Source organism: Stenotrophomonas nitritireducens (assembly GCF_001431425.1).
Taxonomy (GTDB): Bacteria; Pseudomonadota; Gammaproteobacteria; order Xanthomonadales; family Xanthomonadaceae; genus Stenotrophomonas; species Stenotrophomonas nitritireducens.
Map to the genome: position 1 here is coordinate 95510 of NZ_LDJG01000001.1, position 16361 is coordinate 111870.

Consider the following 16361-nt stretch of genomic DNA (forward strand, 5'->3'; position numbering starts at 1 on the left):
CGGGACGGGCCATCTGGCCCGGAAGCGTGATTGTGCGGGCTTTTAAACCACTTTTGCCCGCAACAGGTCATGAATGTTCAGGGCACCGACGGCGCGGCCGTCGCCGTCGACGACGATCAGGCCGTTGATCTTGTGCTGCTCCAGCAGGCGTGCGGCCTCCACCGCCAGCTGGTCGGCGCCGATGGTGCGCGGCGCGCGGGTCATGACCTGGGCGATGCCGGCGGTGCGTACGTCCAGGTCGGTGTCCAGGGCGCGGCGCAGGTCGCCGTCGGTGAACAGGCCGACCAGGCGGCCGCCGGCGTCGACCACCGCGGTCATGCCCAGGCGCTTGCGGCTCATTTCCATCAGCGCCTCGCTGAGGCTGGCGTCCTCGCGCACGCTGGGCAGGTCGGCGCCGGCATGCATCACGTCGGTGATGTGCAGCAGCAGGCGCCGGCCGAGGCTGCCGGCCGGGTGCGAGCGGGCGAAATCGTCGGCGGTGAATCCGCGCGCATCCAGCAGGGCCACGGCGAGCGCGTCGCCCATCGCCAGCGAGGTGGTGGTGCTGGAGGTCGGCGCCAGCGCCAGCGGGCAGGCCTCGTGGTCGACGTTCACATCCAGGTGGATGTCCGCGGCGCTGGCCAGGCTGGAATGCGGCCGGCCGGTCATGGCGATCAGCGCGTTGCCCTGGCGCTTGAGCACCGGCAGCAGCATCAGCACTTCATCCGATTCGCCGGAGTAGGACAGCGCCAGCACCACGTCGTCCTCGGTGATCATGCCCAGGTCGCCGTGGCCGGCTTCGCCCGGGTGCACGTAGAACGCCGGGGTGCCGGTGGACGCCAGGGTCGCGGCGATCTTGCGCGCGATATGCCCGGATTTGCCCATGCCGGTGGCGACCACGCGGCCGCGCGAGCCCAGGATCAGCCGGCAGGCGGCGGCGAATTCGGCGCCGATGCGGCCGCCGGTCCGTTCCAGTTCGGCGCGTTCGATCTCGAAGACGCGGCGGCCGCTGGCGACCAGGTCGGCATCGTCCAGCGTGTCCAGCGAAGGGGGGGAAGCAGCCATGCGGGCGCCACTCGGAGGGTAGAATGGGCGTTCATTTTATTAGGAAAGCGCTTTGGACGCCGAGACCATCCAGAACCTGATCGAAGCCGGCCTGCCCGGCGCCCGCGCCGAGGTGCAGGGCGAGGATGGCGTGCACTTCGAGGCCACCGTGGTCTGCGAGGCGTTCGCCGGCAAGCTGCCGCTGGCCCGGCACCGCATGGTCTATGCGACGCTGGGCGACCTGATGGGCGGTGCGATCCATGCGCTGGCCCTGAAAACCGTCACCCCCGGCGAAGCCGGCTGAGCCGGCCCCTCCCACCTACTGGCCTCACACACATGGCGAAAATCGTGGTCACCGGCGGCAACGCGCTGAACGGTGAAGTGAATGTCTCCGGCGCCAAGAACGCCGTCCTGCCCATCCTCTGCGCGACCCTGCTGGCCGATGCGCCGGTGGAGATCACCAACGTGCCGCACCTGCACGACGTGATCACCACGGTGAAGCTGCTCGGCGAGCTGGGCGCCAAGGTCACCATCGACCAGGGCACGCTCTCGCGCGGCAGCGCGATCGTGGTCGACCCGCGCAGCGTCAACCAGCACGTGGCGCCGTATGAACTGGTCAAGACCATGCGCGCCTCGATCCTGGTGCTCGGTCCGCTGCTGGCCAAGTACGGCGCGGCGGAAGTGTCGCTGCCCGGCGGCTGCGCGATCGGTTCGCGGCCGGTGGACCAGCACATCAAGGGCCTGCAGGCGCTGGGCGCGGAGATCACCGTCGAGAACGGCTTCATCAAGGCCCGCGCCGACCGCCTGAAGGGCGGCCGCTTCACCTTCGACATGGTCAGCGTCACCGGCACCGAGAACGTGCTGATGGCCGCGGTGCTGGCCGAAGGCACCACCGTGCTGGAAAACGCGGCGATGGAGCCGGAAGTCACCGACCTGGCGCACTGCCTGATCGCGCTGGGCGCGAAGATCGAGGGCCTGGGCACCGCGCGGCTGGTGATCGAGGGCGTCGAGCGCCTGGGCGGCGGCCGCCACGCGGTGTTGCCGGACCGCATCGAGACCGGCACCTTCCTGGTCGCCGCGGCGATGACCGGCGGCCGCGTCATCGCGCGCAACGCGCGCCCGGACACGCTCGACGCAGTACTGTCCAAGCTGGTCGAGGCCGGCGCGAAGATCGAGACCACGCAGGACAGCATCACCCTGGACATGCAGGGCAAGCGGCCCAAGGCGGTCAACCTGACCACCGCGCCGTACCCGGCATTCCCGACCGACATGCAGGCGCAGTTCATGGCGCTCAACTGCGTGGCCGAGGGCGTGGGCGTGGTCAACGAGACGATCTTCGAAAACCGCTTCATGCACGTCAACGAACTGCTGCGCCTGGGCGCGGACATCCAGATCGAAGGCCATACCGCCATCTGCCGCGGCGCCGAGCGCCTGAGCGGGGCACCGGTGATGGCCACCGACCTGCGCGCGTCGGCCAGCCTGATCCTGGCCGGCCTGGTGGCCGATGGCGACACCACCATCGACCGCATCTACCACCTGGACCGCGGCTACGAGAACATCGAGGAGAAGCTCGGTGCGCTCGGTGCCCGCATCCGGCGCGTGCCATGATCCTGCGCGGCAGGTTCACCCCGCGCCGCCGCGCGCTGCTGGTCCTGGTGCTGCTGGCGCTGGGCTGGCTGGGCTGGGCCTGGTATGCCGGCATCGCCATCACCCGTGGCGTGGAGAAGGAGCAGATGGACTGGAACGGCGATGGCCAGGTCAGCCGCGAGGAATTCTTCCAGGCCTTCTACGCGGTCACGGTGAAGGACCTGCAGGAAGGCAACCGCCACTGCCGCAGCTTCCTCTGGCGCCGCAACGGCGAGGAATTCCGCCGCGACTGCAAGACGGTGTTCAAGGCCGACGACGCCAGCCAGAGCGGGGCGACGCCCCGCTGAGGCTTTCCCGTGCGGCTCCTGCCGGATGCCGCACCCTGTAGAGCGGGGCAACGCCCTGCTGGGGCTTTACCGGGAATGCCCCGCCGGGCGCTGCCCGGCGCTACAACGCCAGCGCCGCCCTGTAGAGCGGGGCAACGCCCCGCTGGGGCTTTACCGGGAATGCCCGCCGGGCGCTGCCCGGCGCTACAACGCCAGCGCCACCCTGTAGAGCGGGGCAACGCCCCGCTGGGGCTTTACCGGGAATGCCTGCCGGGCGCTGCCCGGCGCTACGACGCCAGCGCCGCCCTGTAGAGCGGGGCAACGCCCCGCTGGGGCCTTGCCGGGAATGCCCCGCCGGGCGCTTCCCGGCGCTACAACGCCACCGCCGCCCTGTAGAGCGGGGCAACGCCCCGCTGGGGCTTTACCGGGAATGCCCGTCGGGCGCTGCCCGGCGCTACAACGCCACCGCCGCCCTGTAGAGCGGGGCAACGCCCCGCCGGGGCTTTACCGGGAATGCCCGTCGGGCGCTGCCCGGCGCTACAACGCCACCGCGCAATCCGCCCATACCGGCGCACGGGCAACGCTCCGTTGGCGCGACGGCGGCGCCGGAAACGAAGAACGCCCCTTGCGGGGCGTTCGGTAGCGCGATCCGGGTTTTCCGCGGTCTTACTTGCGGTTCATCCGCGCATTGCGCTGGCCGGTCGCGGCGGATTTCTCGCCGGCGAACGGGTTGAGCTTGCGGGCGATCCACGGGTACTTCGGCCAGTCGCCCTGCAGCCACGGGTGGCCGGGCTCGTTCAGCGCCAGCACGCGGCGGGCGTCGTCGGCCAGGGCCTTGTTGCCGAGATGGACATAGGACTCGCCGAGCAGGGCCACCGCGTCGTTCTGGAAGGCGCTCTGCGGATAGGTTTCCAGCAGGTAGGTGGCGCGGCCGGCGGCAGAGATCCAGGCGCCGCGGCGGGCGTAGTACAGGGCGTTGTCCATCTCATGCTGGGCGAACACGTCGCGCAGCTCGATCATGCGCTGGCGGGCGTCGGCGGCATAGCGGCTGTTGGGATAGCGCTCGGTGACGATGTTGAAGTCGGCGTAGGCCTGGCGCGGCGTGGACAGGTCGCGGCGGCTGGAATCCAGCGACCACACCCGGCGCAGGAACACGGTGTCGCTGTTGCCGTTGGCCAGCCCGCGCAGGTAGTACAGGTAGGCGATGTTGCGGTGGGTCGGGTAGGTGCGGATGAAGCGGTCGATGCTGGAGACCGCGTCGTCGTTCTTGCCGGCCTTGTACTGGGCGTAGGCGCTTTCGATCATCGCCTGCTCGGTGTACGGACCATAGGGGTACTGCGCGACCAGCCGCTTGAAACTGCTCTCGGCACCGGACCAGTTGCCGCCTTCCATCAGCTTGTGGCCCTTTTCGTAGAGCTTCTCGACCGGCATGCCTTCGTCAGCGTTCTTGCCCTTGGTGCCGCGATGGCAGCCAGTGGCGGCGAAGACCAGGACCAGCAGCAGGGCGGTGATGCGGACGGGCGCGGACAGCAACAGGGAGCGTCGGATCATGGGTCGGGGCGGGACGCGGCAGGAATACGAGGGGGCGATGATAGCCTAGTGGCCTGTCCTGCGACTGACTCCCGTCGCCGGGACCCCCCGAATTCCGCCGATGCCCCCTGCCATGTCCGACAATGCTTCCCTTCCTTCCCGCCAGGCGCGGGTGCCCGACGCCGCCGCCGGCCGCCGTTTCGACGCGGTGCTGGCCGAACTGTTCCCCGAGTTCTCCCGTTCCCGCCTGAGCGAATGGATCAAAACCGGCGCGGTCCTGCTCGATGGTTCCCCGGTGCGCGGGCGCGACCCGGTACGCGGCGGCGAGCTGGCGACCCTGAACGCGACCCTGGACACCGAGACCGATGCCCAGCCGGAGGACATCCCGCTGTCGGTGCTGTACGAGGACGAACACGTCTTCGTGATCGACAAGCCGGCCGGGCTGGTGGTCCACCCCGGCGCCGGCAACCCCACCGGCACCCTGGTCAACGCCCTGCTGTTCCGCGACCCGGCGCTGGCCGCGGTGCCGCGCGCGGGCGTGGTCCACCGGCTGGACAAGGACACCAGCGGCGTGATGGTCGTGGCCCGCACCCTGCAGGCGCAGACCGCCCTGGTCGAACAGCTGTCCGCGCGCGAAGTGCACCGCCAGTATCTGGCGGTGGTGAGCGGCGCGCTGGTCTCCGGCGGCACCGCCGACGCGCCGATCGACCGCCATCCGCGCGACCGCCTGCGCATGGCCGTGCGCGAGGATGGCCGCGACGCCGTCACCCACTACCGCCTGCGCGAGCGCTTCCGTGCCCATACCGCGCTGGAATGCCGGCTGGAAACCGGCCGTACCCACCAGATCCGCGTGCACATGGCGCACCTGAAGCACCCGATCATCGGCGACCCGCTGTACGGCGGCGCGCTGAAGCTGCCCAAGGGCGCCACCGACGGGCTGGTCGCGCAGCTGCGCGGCTTCAAGCGCCAGGCGCTGCACGCCGAGACGCTGGAATTCGTGCACCCGATCACCGGCGAGGCGATCCGCAACAGCGCGCCGGTGCCGGCCGACATGCTGGCGTTGATGAAGGCGCTGCGCGAGGACACCGAGGCTTTCGCCGAACGCGAGCGGCGCTGAGCCATGGCCGCCGCGCCGCCGCTGCTGCAGGCCGCCTGGCCGGCGCCTCCGGGCGTGCAGGCCTTCACCACGCTGCGGCGCGGCGCGGGCGGCTCGCAGCCGCCGTTCGACAGCTTCAACATGGGCAACCGCAGCTCGGCCGAGGGCGACGACCCGCGGCAGGTGCAGCGCAACCGCGATGAACTGCAGCGCTTGGCGGGCCTGCCCTCGGCACCGCACTGGCTGCGGCAGGTGCATGGCACCGGCGTGCTGCGCTTCGACGCGCCACCCGTGGCACAGGGCGTGGACGCCGAGCCCGTCGCCGATGCGGCGGTGACCGCCGTGCCCGGCGTGGTGCTGGCCATCCTCACCGCCGATTGCCTGCCGGCGGTGTTCGCCGCCCGCGACGGCAGCGAGGTGGCCGCCGCCCACGCCGGCTGGAGAGGGCTGGCCGACGGCATGCTGGAAGCGACGCTGGCGGCGATGCGCACGCCGGCGGCCGAGGTGGTGGCCTGGCTCGGCCCGGCAGCCGGGCCAGCGCATTACGAGATTGGTGCCGACGTGCACGACGCCTTCCTCGCCCATTCGGCCGAAGCCGAAGCGGCGTTCGCCGCCACCCGGCCCGGGCACTGGCGCGTGGATCTGTATGCGCTGGCGCGGCAGCGGCTGCAGGCCGCCGGCATGGCCGCGGCCGCGATACACGGTGGCGACCAGTGCACCATCGGCGATCCGTCGCGCTGGTTCTCGCACCGCCGCGACCGCCGCAGCGGACGCATGGCGACGCTGGTGTGGATGGCGCAGTGAGCCGGCCGCTGTTCGAGCGCGTGCTGGGTGCCGCGTTCGCGCAGCTGCCGCCGTTGCTGCGGGCGCTGCATTCGGTGCCGCGGCGGCAGGTCTGGCACGGGCAGGGAAGCGTGCGCCGCGGCCGCCACTGGCTGGTGGCGCCCTGCGCTTGGCTGGCGCGCCTGCCGCCCAGCGCGGACGCGGTGCCGGTGACGGTCGAGTTCGTGGTGGACGACAGCGGCGAATGCTGGAACCGCCGCTTCGGCGCCGCGCGCATGGCCTCGCGCCTGTGGCAGCGCGAAGGGCGCCTGTTCGAGCGCCTGGGCGCGGTGCATTTCCGTTTCGCCCTGCACGCCGTGGACGGCGAAATCCACTGGCGGGCCGAGCGGGTCCGGGCGTTCGGCATCGTGCCGCTGCCGGCCGCCTGGTTCGCGCAGGTGCGGTGCCGCGAACGCGAACATGCCGGCCGCTACGAATTCCTGGTGGACGTGGCGCTGCCGCTGGTCGGTCCGCTGATCCGCTATGAAGGCTGGCTGCTGCCCGGAGCAGGCGATGCATGACGGTGCCGCGCCGGTGATCGTGTTCGACGGCGTCTGCGCGCTGTGCAGCCGCTGGGTGCGTTTCCTGCTGCGCTTCGACCGCCGCGGACGCTATCGTTTCGCTGCGATGCAGGGCGCGTACGGGCGGCAGCTGATGGTCGCGCACGGGCTGGACCCCGACGATCCGCTGTCGTTCCTGCTGGTCGAGCAGGGGCGTGCCCATACCGACACGGATGCCATCGTGCGCGTGCTCGCCGGGCTGGGCGGCCTCTGGAAGCTGGCCCTGCTGGCGCGCCTGCTGCCGCGGCCATTGCGCGACCGCGGCTACCGCTGGCTGGCGCGCAACCGCTACCGCTGGTTCGGCCGTCATGACGCCTGCTACCTGCCGACGCCGGCGCAGGCGTTCCGCTTCCTGGACTAGGCAGGAGGCGGCAGCGGAATGCAGGAGCGGCTTCAGCCGCGAATGCTTTCCGAGCGTGCCCAGCAAAGAGCGTTCGCGGCTGAAGCCGCTCCTACGGGGCGCTCAGGCTTCTTCCAGCGCGTGCAGATAATCGCGCCGCCACCGGTTGATGTCGTGTTCGCGCAGGTGCTGCATCATCGCCTGCCAGCGTTCGATGCGTTCGCCGCGCGGCATGTCCGCGGCGGTGGCGATGGCGTCGGCGACGCCGTCCAGGTCGTGCGGGTTGACCAGCAGCGCCTGCTTCAGTTCGTCGGCGGCGCCGGCCAGCAGCGACAGCACCAGCACGCCGGGATCATCCGGATCCTGCGAGGCCACGTATTCCTTGGCCACCAGGTTCATGCCGTCGCGCAGCGGCGTGACCAGCCCCACCGCGGCCTGGCGGTAGAAGCCGGTGAGGGTGCTGTGCGCATAGTTCTGGTTGACGTAGCGCAGCGGCGTCCAGTCGGCCGCCGCGTGGCCGCCGTTGATGTGTCCGGCCAGCCGTTCCAGGTCGCTGCGCAGCGTGCGGTATTCGGCCACGCCGCCGCGCGAGACCGGCGCGATCTGCAGGAAGGTCATGCTGCCTTTCTGCTGCGGGTAGCGCTCTAGGTAGCGCTCGAAGCCGTGGAAGCGTTCGGGCAGGCCCTTGGAATAGTCCAGCCGGTCCACGCCGATGGCCAGCTTGCGCTGCTGCAGGCTCTGCCGCAGCGCGCGCACCGCGCTGTTGCCGGTGGCCGCGCGCGCCTGCCGCGCGATGTGCGCGGTGTCGATGCCGATCGGGAACGCGGCGATGCGCACCCGGCGGCCATCGGGGGATTCGATGTGTTCGCCGTCGATGGCGTGGCCGCCGCCGAACAGCCGCGCCCAGGAGCGGAAGCGGTCCACGTCGCGCCGGGTCTGGAAGCCGAGCAGGTCGCAGGCGTACAGCGTCGAGAACAGCGAACGGTGTTCCGGCAGCGCCTGCACCAGGTCGGCCGAAGGCACCGGCACGTGCAGGAAGAAGCCGATCCGGCAGCCGACGCCGCGCTCGCGCAGCAGCGCCGCCAGCGGGATCAGGTGGTAGTCGTGGATCCACACGGTGTCGTCCTCGCGCAGCAGCGGCGCGAGCCGGTCGGCGAACAGCGTGTTGACCCGCCAGTAGCCTTCGCGCTTGCTGCGGTCGTAGTCCACCAGGTCCAGGCGGAAGTGCAGCAGCGGCCACAGCGCGCGGTTGGAAAAGCCGTTGTAGTAGCTGTCCAGGTCGGCCCTGGACAGATCCAGGGTGGCGTAGCGGATGGCGCCGTCGCTCTGTTCGTGCAGTTGCCCGCTGGCGCCGGCCACGCTGCGCCCGCTCCAGCCGAACCACAGGCCGCCGCGTTCCCGCAGCGCGGCCAGCAGGCCGACGGCGAGGCCGCCGGCGCGGGTTTCTCCGGGCAGCGCGACCCGGTTGGAGACCACCACCAGGCGGCTCACGAGGCTTCCTGCCAGCTGCGCGACAGGCGCATCGCCGCAGTGATCAGGCCCACGTGCGAGTAGGTCTGCGGGAAATTGCCCCACTGCTCGCCGTCGCTGAAGGCCAGGTCCTCGGACAGCAGGCCGAGGTGGTTGCGCCGTGCCAGCACGCTTTCGAACAGTGCCCGCGCCTCGTCGAGGCGGCCGATCGCGGCCAGCGCGTCGATGTACCAGAACGTGCAGATGGTGAAGCTGGTCTCCGGCGCGCCGAAATCGTCCGGGGCGATGTAGCGGAACAGCGCGTCGCCGCGCCGCAGGCCGTGGCCGATGGCCTCGACCGTGGCGACGTAGCGCGGGTCGGAGGCATCGATGAAGCCGATGTCGGCCAGCAGCAGCAACGAGGCGTCCAGGTGGCTGCCGTCGAAGGTGTCGGTGAAATGCCCCAACTGCGCGTTCCAGCTGCGCTCCAGCACGCGCTGGCGGATGCCGTCGGCGCGTTCGCGCCACAGCGCGGCGCGCCCGGTCAGCTCCAGCCGGCCGGCGATCTTGGCCAGGCGGTCGCAGGCGGCCCAGCACATCGCCGCGGTGTAGGTATGCACCGCGGTCCGCCCGCGGAACTCCCACAATCCGGCATCGGGCACGTCGTACAGGGCATAGGCGCGTTCGCCGAGCGGTTCCAGCCGGCCGAAGGTGTGCAGGTCGCCCGGGTCTTTCAGGCGCTGGTCGAAGAACAGCTGGGTCGAGGCCAGCACCACCGAGCCGTAGACGTCGTGCTGCTGCTGCAGCCAGGCCAGGTTGCCGCGCCGCACCGGGCCCATGCCGCGGTAGCCGGCCAGGGATTCGACCTCGTGCTCGTCCAGCCGCTCCTCCATGCCGATGCCGTACAGCGGCTGCAGGCTGCCGTCGCTGGTGGCGAGGTTGAAGATGTAGCGCAGGAAATCCTCCATCGACTTCGTGGCGCCAAGGCGGTTGAGCGCGCGCACCACGAAGGCGGCGTCGCGCAGCCAGCAGTAGCGGTAGTCCCAGTTGCGCGCGCTGCCGGGCGCCTCGGGAATCGAAGTGGTCATCGCCGCGATGATCGCGCCGCTGTCCTCGTACTGGCACAGCTTGAGGGTGATGGCGCTGCGGATCACCGCGTCCTGCCATTCCAGCGGGATGGACAGGTAGCGCGCCCATTCGCGCCAGTAGTCCTCGGTGCGCTGCTGCGCGTCCTGCGCGTAGCTGGCCAGCGGACGGTCCAGCGTCTCGTCCACGCCCAGTACCAGTTCCATCGGATGCGCCAGCACGAACGGCAGGCGTTCGCGGATGAAGCGCACCGGCACGTCGGTGGTCAGGCGCAGGGTGAAGCCCGGCAGCAGCCAGCGCAGGTGGTTGCTGCCCCAGGTGGACTCGGGCGCGCGCGCGCCCCAGTCGGCCAGCGGCCGCGCCAGGATGCGGATGCGCGGGCTTCCGGCCAGCGGGCGGATGCGGCGGATGATGCTGGGTGGGCGGTAGAAACGGCCGTTGCGGCGCCAGCGCGGGGCGAAGTCGATCACTTCCACCTGGCCGCCGCGGGTGTCATGCAGCACCGTGCGCAGGATCGCGGTGTTGGTGATGTAGTGCTGCTCGCTGCCGGCGTAGTCCTCCAGTTCGATGGCGAAGTCGCCGCCTTCGTGCGCGCGCGGCGACAGCAGCGCACAGAACGCCGGGTCGCCGTCGAACGCGGGCAGGCAGCTCCACACCACGCGCGCATGGCGGTCGATCAGGGCGCCGAAACTGCCGTTGCCGATGACGCCCATCTCGAGGTTGGCTCGAAGCATCGCTTCCTCCTTCTGGCTGGGAGGGGCCGTCCTCCCGGGTGATACGGCCGCATGCCGCGTCGGCGACGCGATACGGAATCAGGCCGCGCCCGCGCGCAGCCAGTCGTGCATCGCGGCCACGTCGGGCAGGGCATGGCGCGCCTGGCTGTCCGGGCGCTCGCCGACCAGGATCCCGTAGCCGCCCAGCCGCGTCGCCGCGGCGAAACCGTCTTCGTCGGTAAGGTCGTCGCCGACGAAGACGGGCCGGCGGCCGGCGAACGGCGCCATGCCCATCAGCGTGGTCACCGCGGTGCCCTTGTCGTGGCCGGCGGAGACCAGTTCAACGACATGGTTGCCCGGCTGCAGGCGTACGCCAGGCAGCAGCGACAGCTGAGCGCGCGCGAAGGCGAGCACGGCCGGCGCGGCGGCCGGCGCGTTGCGCCAGTGCAGGGCCAGGGCCTGGCCTTTGGCCTCCACCCGGACACCGGGGTGCGCATGCGCCAGGCGCATCGCCTGCAGGTGCAGTTCGTGCAGCCACTGTGCGGTTTCCATGGCCTGCGGCACCTCTTCGGCGCTGCGCCGCAGCTGCGCGCCGTGCAGGCCGGCGGCCGGCAGGCGCACGGGGGCGAACAGGTGATCGAGCTGCGCCAGCGTGCGGCCGCTGACCAGCGCCAGCGCACCGTCCAGGCGCTCGCCGATGCGGACGATCCAGTCGCGTACCTGCGGTGGCAGGCGGACGTCTTCAGGCTGCGCGGCGAACCCGACCAGTGTGCCGTCCACATCGAGGAACAGGGCACAAGCGGGATCCAGCGCGGGGGGAGGGCTGGTGGACGCGTTGACCATGCCGGCCACCATGCCACGCGTGACGTGAGCGGAAAGTTATCGGAGGTGGAGGCGGGGCAGGCCCGGCCTCCACGAAAGCACGATCAGCATCACCGGAGCAGGGAAAACGCTTCCCTGCTCCCGGATCCGCATTCCCCGCGCGCTCAGAATGCGTAGCGCACGCGTCCGTACCAGTACGCGCCGTTGCTGCCGATCGGCGACAGCACGTCGTAGGGCAGGTTGCCGAAGTAATGGATGTCTTCGTTCGACCTGTCCGGGTAGTTGTCGGTCAGGTTCTGCCCGCCGACGGCCACGCTCCACTTCGGCGTGATGCGGTATTCCACTTCCGCATCGAGCTGCCATTCGGCGCCATAGGTCTGGGTCGGGATGTAGCCGCCGCCGAAATCGAACACGCGCCGCGCGCTGCCGTGGCGGCTCAGGCGGCTGCTCAGCGACCACGCGTCGTCGGCCCAGCTGGCGGCCAGCTGCGCACGGGTACGCGGCGCGGCGTCGGTCAGCGTGTTGCTTTCCTCCACGCCGAACAGCACGTAGTCCGGGTCCAGCGCCAACAGCTGCGCCGGCGTGGCCAGCACGTTCTTCAGTTCGGTCTTGGCATAGCTCCAGGTGCCGGTCAGCAGCAGGTCGCCGCCGCCCAGCGACTGCCGCCAGTTGGCGACGAGCTCGGCGCCGCGGGTGCGGGTGTCGGCGGCGTTGACGAAGTAGTGCGCGCTTTCCAGGCCAGCCACACCGAAGCGCTGCTGCACGAAATCGGTCAGCGCGTCGCCGGTGATGCTTTCCGACAGGGCGATGCGGTCGTCGATGTCGATCTGGAACAGGTCCAGCGACAGGTCGAGGTGGCTTCCGATCTGGCTGGTGAAGCCCAGGCTGTAGTTGATCGATTTCTCCGGCTTCAGGTCGGTGGCGCCCAGCGCACGCGCGATGGGGTTGTTCACCGACAGCAGGCGGCCCTGCACCAGCTGGCCGCCGGCGGTATAGCCGGTGGAGGTGGATTCGAAGCCGGTCTGGCTCAGCGACGGCGCATGGAAGTTGTTGGAGATGGCGCCGCGCAGCGCGAATGCGGGCGCGAACGCATAGCGCGCACCGAGCTTGCCGGTGAGTTCGCCGCCGAAGTCCTGGTAGTGCTCGTAGCGCGCAGCCGCATCGGTGGAGAACTTCTCGCCGAAAGTGGACGACAGGCTGGTGTAGGCGCTGAACACGTCGCGGGTGAGATGCGCCTCGTCCTGCGGGGTCAGGCCGCCGCCGGCCTGCGAGCCGGTCGGACGGTCGGTATACGGACCGGCGGCATAGCTGGCCGGGTCGCCGGCGCCGGTCTCATAGCGCTCGCGGCGCGCCTCCACGCCGAAGCCGAGGCTGTGGCTGTCGTCCTGGCGCACGAAGATGCGGCCGAGGTCGAGGTTGGCCAGGGTCTGCTCGAAGGCGTAGTCGCCGGTCTTGAAGCGGGTCGGGCTGGCCGGACCGAGCGAGGCGTTGAGCGATTCGCGCAGGCGGTAGGTGAATGCGTTGCGGCCATGGTCGAGGCTGGCGTCGTAGTTCCACTCGCCCCACTGGCCGCGCGCGCCGGCCACCAGCTGCACGTCGAGGTTCTCGCCTTCGGAGAGGGGGCGGTAGCCGTGCGGGTAGAGCTCCTTCCAGTTGGCTTCGCCGTCCGGGTAGCGGAAGTAATTGGCGCCCTCGGTATCGCGCTGGTTGTAGGTGCCGAAGGCATAGGCTTTGGACGTGGCGCCGAACGGGATCTCGGCGTTGAACCAGGCGTTGAGGTCCTTGCTGGCGCCGTCGCCCAGCGCGTAATTGCGCTTGCCGGCCAGGGCCAGGTTGTCCGGGGTCTGCGCTTCCCACGGCGGGATCTGGTCGAAGCCGGCGCGATTGGTGGCCTCGCGGTTCTTCAGTTCCAGGCCCACGCGCAGGAAGCCGCCCTCGTCGGTCAACGCGGTGCCGACCTTGGCGCTGAAGTAGCTGGTCTGGCCATCGGTCAGGGTGCGGCCGATCGGCTCCAGGTCGGTGTGGTGCGCACCGAAGCTGGCTTCGATGGCGCCACCCTGTGGGGCGTCGTCGAGAATCACGTTGATCACGCCGGCCACCGCGTCCGAGCCGTACAGCGCGCCGGCGCCGTCGCGCAGCACCTCGATGCGCTTGATCGCGCTGACCGGGATGGTGTTGAAGTCCACCGGCGTGGTGCCCTTGCCGATCTTGCTGTCGGTGTTGACCAGCGCGCTGTTGTGGCGGCGCTTGCCGTTGACCAGCACCAGCAGCTGGTCCGGCGACAGGCCGCGCAGCTGCGCGGCGCGCACGTGGTCGGCGCCGCCGGAGTTGGACTGGCGCGGGAAGTTGAACGAGGGCAGCAGCGCCTGCAGCGCGCTGCCGAGTTCGCCGTTGACCACGCCGGCCTTGCGGATGTCCTCGGCGCTGAGCACGTCCACCGGCGAGGTGGATTCGAGTACCGTCCGGTCGGTGGCGCGGGTGCCGGTGACGATCACGGTGTCGAGCGTGGTCGCCTGGCCGGACGCGTCCTGGGCGTGGGCGGGCGTGGACAAGGCCAGCGCTACGGCAAGGCCGAGCGGAGCCGGGGAAAGACGGACCATGGGGGAACTCCGGGGGGAATGGCGTGGGGAAGGGGGTTGGATGGTCTGTTACATCCATCCGGATGGAGCGATATGTTATCTTGGCGTGATGCCGGCCCCGGGTGCAAGCCCTGCATGGCATCAGCTCATCCGCAAACGTGATATGCCGGCCAAGTGACATGGATGCCACCCTGCAGATCCCTACAGAGGTCATCCATGAAGTTCTCCGCTCTCCTGTTCCCGTTGCTGCTTTGCCTGGGTGGCGTCGCCGCCGCATCCCCGCTGGCCGACCCGCCGCCGACCGCCGCGCTGCAGGGCGATGCCGCGCGTCCGGCCGAGGCCATCCACTGGGTGCGCAGCGAACTGTATTTCGGCGTGGGCGAGGAGAAGGGCGATTCCAGCCGGGAGCAGACCGACACGATCAGCGAGGCACAGTGGCGGGCCTTCCTCGACAGGGAGGTGACGCCGCGCTTTCCCGATGGCCTGACCGTGTTCGACGCCTATGGCCAGTGGCTGTTCCGCGATGCGGCGCAACCCGAGCGCCTGCGCACCAAGGTGCTGGTGGTGCTGCACGAGGACACGCCGCAGCGCCGCAACGACATCGAGGCGATCCGCCTGGCGTGGAAGCAGGCCACCCACCACCAGTCGGTGCTGTGGTCGCGGCAGGCGGTCGACGTCTCCTTCTGACCGGCAGTACCCCGGCACCCGGTAGGAGCGGCTTCAGCCGCGAACAGGCTTTACCGGTAAGGCCCGATCGCGGCTGAAGCCGCTCCTGCGAAAGCGAAAAGACAGAAACAACCACCCAGGCCTCACGCATGACCTCCACGTCCGCCTTCCCCCGCCCGCGCTGGTTCGTCGCCGGTGATCTCAACGGTTTCTTCGGCCTGGTGGTCGACAACCTGTCCATCCTCGGCTTCATCGCGATGGCGCTGGTGGGCATTTTCCAGTTCCCGGCCGAGGTCGTGTTCGGGCGCATGTTCCCGGGCACCGCGTTCGGCGTGCTGGTCGGCAACCTGCTGTACACGCTGATGGCGCGCCGGCTGGCCGCGCGCAGCGGCCGCGACGACGTCACCGCGATGCCGCTGGGGCTGGACGCGCCGACCAGCATCGGCATGGCACTGCTGGTGCTGGGCCCGGCCTTCGCCGGCTTCCGGCAGCAGGGCATGGAGCCGCAGGCCGCAGCGATCGCCACCTGGCAGCTGGGCATGGCCGCGCTGGTGATCATGGGGCTGCTCAAGCTGGTGCTGTCCTTCTTCGGCGAAGCGGTGACCCGCGCGCTGCCGCGCGCGGCGCTGCTCGGTTCAATCGCCGGCATCGCGCTGGTGCTGATGGGGCTGCTGCCGCTGCTGGAGGCGCTGCGCTCGCCGGTGGCCGGCTTCGTCACCCTCGGCCTGCTGCTGTACGTGCTGATCGCCAAGGGCCGCCTGCCGGTGCGGGCGCCGGGCGTGCTGGTGGCCTTCATCGTCGGCACCGCGCTGTACTACGGGCTGGGCCTGGCCGGACTGGGCGCACCGGGCTTCGCGCTGCCGCAGTGGACGCCGCCGCAGGTGGTGCTGCCGCTGCCGACGCTGGGCTTCATCGACGGCCTGCCGGCGGCGATGGACTACCTGCCGCTGCTGCTGCCGTTCGGCCTGCTGATGGTGGTCGGCGGCATCAACGTATCCGAGAGCGCGCGCGCGGCCGGCGACGATTACCGTACCCGCGACATCCTGCTGGTCGAGGCGCTGGCCACGCTGGTGGCCGGGCTCTGCGGCGGCGTCGCCCAGACCACGCCCTACATCGGCCAGCCGGCCTACAAGCACATGGGCGCGCGCAGCGGCTACACGCTGCTGGCCGGCCTGTTCGTCGGCATCGGCGGGATGCTCGGGGTGATCTCCGGGCTGGTGCAGTGGCTGCCGCTGGCGGTGCTGGCGCCGATCATCGTGTACGTGGCCATCGACATCACCACCCAGGCGTTCGAGGCCACGCCGAAGCGGCATGCGGCGGCGATGGTGCTCGGCTTCCTGCCGTCGGTTGCCTACCTGCTGTCGATCAAGGCGCCGGGCTGGATCGCGCCGGAGCGGCTGGCCGAACTGACCACCGCGCTGGACGGCCACGGCCTGCCGGAACTGGCGGTGATCTTCACCCTCGGCAACGGCTTCATCATCACCGCGATGCTGTGGATCGCCACGGTGGTGGCGATGATCGAGCAGCGGCTGGGCCGCGCGTCGACGCTGCTGCTGATCGCCGCGCTGCTGACCCTGTTCGGCCTGATCCATTCGGTCGATCCGCGCGGCGGCGTGTACCTGCCGTGGATGCTGCAGGGCCTGCAGCGCAGCATCAGCTGGCAGTTCGCCGGCGCCTACGTGGCGCTGGCGGCGGTGCTCGGCCTGCTGTCGCTGCAGCGGCCAGCGCGGGCCGGCTGAACCGGTGCGGGGAACCCGCTGCG

At 70.5% G+C, this 16361-nt stretch carries 15 protein-coding genes; 9 read left to right on the forward strand and 6 right to left on the reverse strand.

Annotated elements, in window-relative coordinates:
• Window positions 1-42 precede the first annotated feature (42 nt).
• Entirely contained in the window at window positions 43-1044 is a 1002-nt protein-coding gene (locus ABB22_RS00525) for a KpsF/GutQ family sugar-phosphate isomerase (RefSeq protein WP_055767880.1), read from the reverse strand.
• A 52-nt stretch (window positions 1045-1096) separates the two neighbouring features.
• Between ABB22_RS00525 and ABB22_RS00530 the strand changes: the two genes are divergently transcribed.
• From ABB22_RS00530 to ABB22_RS00540, 3 genes are read left to right on the forward strand one after another with little or no spacing between them, the layout of a single operon-like run.
• On the forward strand, window positions 1097-1327 hold the full coding sequence (locus ABB22_RS00530) for a BolA family protein (protein WP_055767883.1): 231 nt from the start codon (window positions 1097-1099) through the stop codon (window positions 1325-1327).
• 32 nt (window positions 1328-1359) lie between these two features.
• A complete protein-coding gene (gene murA / locus ABB22_RS00535) occupies window positions 1360-2631 on the forward strand; it encodes a UDP-N-acetylglucosamine 1-carboxyvinyltransferase (RefSeq protein WP_055767886.1) in 1272 nt (423 codons plus the stop codon).
• Entirely contained in the window at window positions 2628-2957 is a 330-nt protein-coding gene (locus ABB22_RS00540) for a hypothetical protein (RefSeq protein ID WP_055767890.1), read from the forward strand. The genes murA and ABB22_RS00540 overlap by 4 nt, the downstream gene beginning before the upstream one ends.
• Window positions 2958-3602: 645 nt before the next feature.
• Here the strand turns inward: ABB22_RS00540 and ABB22_RS00545 are convergent.
• Window positions 3603-4487, reverse strand: coding sequence for an outer membrane protein assembly factor BamD (locus ABB22_RS00545; protein WP_055767893.1), 885 nt, complete (start codon window positions 4485-4487; stop codon window positions 3603-3605).
• Between the two features lie 112 nt (window positions 4488-4599).
• On the opposite strand from ABB22_RS00545, the gene rluD reads away from it, so the two are divergent.
• Genes rluD through ABB22_RS00565 form a run of 4 tightly spaced genes read left to right on the forward strand, consistent with a single transcriptional unit; the run spans window position 4600 to window position 7305 of the window.
• Complete coding sequence (gene rluD, locus ABB22_RS00550; protein WP_055767895.1) at window positions 4600-5583, forward strand: 23S rRNA pseudouridine(1911/1915/1917) synthase RluD; 984 nt, start codon at window positions 4600-4602, stop codon at window positions 5581-5583.
• A gap of 3 nt (window positions 5584-5586) precedes the next feature.
• A complete protein-coding gene (gene pgeF, locus ABB22_RS00555; RefSeq protein WP_055767898.1) occupies window positions 5587-6366 on the forward strand; it encodes a peptidoglycan editing factor PgeF in 780 nt (259 codons plus the stop codon).
• Window positions 6363-6905 carry a DUF4166 domain-containing protein gene (locus ABB22_RS00560; RefSeq protein ID WP_235504274.1) on the forward strand — a complete coding sequence of 181 codons (543 nt, stop codon included), beginning with the start codon at window positions 6363-6365 and terminating at the stop codon, window positions 6903-6905. The genes pgeF and ABB22_RS00560 overlap by 4 nt, the downstream gene beginning before the upstream one ends.
• Window positions 6868-7305, forward strand: coding sequence for a thiol-disulfide oxidoreductase DCC family protein (locus ABB22_RS00565; RefSeq protein ID WP_055767904.1), 438 nt, complete (start codon window positions 6868-6870; stop codon window positions 7303-7305). The genes ABB22_RS00560 and ABB22_RS00565 overlap by 38 nt, the downstream gene beginning before the upstream one ends.
• 102 nt (window positions 7306-7407) lie before the next feature.
• Here ABB22_RS00565 and otsA read toward each other — a convergent pair whose 3' ends face one another.
• The 4 genes from otsA to ABB22_RS00585 form a co-directional block, all read right to left on the reverse strand.
• On the reverse strand, window positions 7408-8775 hold the full coding sequence (gene otsA, locus ABB22_RS00570; protein ID WP_055767907.1) for an alpha,alpha-trehalose-phosphate synthase (UDP-forming): 1368 nt from the start codon (window positions 8773-8775) through the stop codon (window positions 7408-7410).
• A complete protein-coding gene (locus ABB22_RS00575) occupies window positions 8772-10553 on the reverse strand; it encodes a glycoside hydrolase family 15 protein (RefSeq protein ID WP_055767910.1) in 1782 nt (593 codons plus the stop codon). The genes otsA and ABB22_RS00575 overlap by 4 nt, the downstream gene beginning before the upstream one ends.
• Before the next feature lie 78 nt (window positions 10554-10631).
• Complete coding sequence (gene otsB / locus ABB22_RS00580; RefSeq protein ID WP_055768507.1) at window positions 10632-11375, reverse strand: trehalose-phosphatase; 744 nt, start codon at window positions 11373-11375, stop codon at window positions 10632-10634.
• A 143-nt stretch (window positions 11376-11518) separates the two neighbouring features.
• Window positions 11519-13954 carry a TonB-dependent receptor plug domain-containing protein gene (locus ABB22_RS00585; protein ID WP_055767913.1) on the reverse strand — a complete coding sequence of 812 codons (2436 nt, stop codon included), beginning with the start codon at window positions 13952-13954 and terminating at the stop codon, window positions 11519-11521.
• Between the two features lie 195 nt (window positions 13955-14149).
• On the opposite strand from ABB22_RS00585, the gene ABB22_RS00590 reads away from it, so the two are divergent.
• The gene (locus tag ABB22_RS00590) at window positions 14150-14620 is read left to right on the forward strand and encodes a DUF3574 domain-containing protein (protein ID WP_055767916.1); all 471 of its coding nucleotides are present in this window, start codon (window positions 14150-14152) and stop codon (window positions 14618-14620) included.
• Window positions 14621-14748: 128 nt separating this feature from the next.
• Window positions 14749-16338 carry a SulP family inorganic anion transporter gene (locus ABB22_RS00595; RefSeq protein WP_055767919.1) on the forward strand — a complete coding sequence of 530 codons (1590 nt, stop codon included), beginning with the start codon at window positions 14749-14751 and terminating at the stop codon, window positions 16336-16338.
• Window positions 16339-16361 lie beyond the last annotated feature (23 nt).

Excerpts from the sequence above, each read along its gene's own strand:
- ABB22_RS00525 (WP_055767880.1), bottom strand. The coding sequence starts at position 1,044 with ATGGCTGCTTCCCCCCCTTCGCTGGACACGCTGGACGATGCCGACCTG.
- murA (WP_055767886.1), top strand. The coding sequence starts at position 1,360 with ATGGCGAAAATCGTGGTCACCGGCGGCAACGCGCTGAACGGTGAAGTG.
- ABB22_RS00540 (WP_055767890.1), top strand. The coding sequence starts at position 2,628 with ATGATCCTGCGCGGCAGGTTCACCCCGCGCCGCCGCGCGCTGCTGGTC.
- ABB22_RS00545 (WP_055767893.1), bottom strand. The coding sequence starts at position 4,487 with ATGATCCGACGCTCCCTGTTGCTGTCCGCGCCCGTCCGCATCACCGCC.
- rluD (WP_055767895.1), top strand. The coding sequence starts at position 4,600 with ATGTCCGACAATGCTTCCCTTCCTTCCCGCCAGGCGCGGGTGCCCGAC.
- pgeF (WP_055767898.1), top strand. The coding sequence starts at position 5,587 with ATGGCCGCCGCGCCGCCGCTGCTGCAGGCCGCCTGGCCGGCGCCTCCG.
- ABB22_RS00565 (WP_055767904.1), top strand. The coding sequence starts at position 6,868 with ATGAAGGCTGGCTGCTGCCCGGAGCAGGCGATGCATGACGGTGCCGCG.
- ABB22_RS00575 (WP_055767910.1), bottom strand. The coding sequence starts at position 10,553 with ATGCTTCGAGCCAACCTCGAGATGGGCGTCATCGGCAACGGCAGTTTC.
- otsB (WP_055768507.1), bottom strand. The coding sequence starts at position 11,375 with ATGGTCAACGCGTCCACCAGCCCTCCCCCCGCGCTGGATCCCGCTTGT.
- ABB22_RS00585 (WP_055767913.1), bottom strand. The coding sequence starts at position 13,954 with ATGGTCCGTCTTTCCCCGGCTCCGCTCGGCCTTGCCGTAGCGCTGGCC.
- ABB22_RS00590 (WP_055767916.1), top strand. The coding sequence starts at position 14,150 with ATGAAGTTCTCCGCTCTCCTGTTCCCGTTGCTGCTTTGCCTGGGTGGC.
- ABB22_RS00595 (WP_055767919.1), top strand. The coding sequence starts at position 14,749 with ATGACCTCCACGTCCGCCTTCCCCCGCCCGCGCTGGTTCGTCGCCGGT.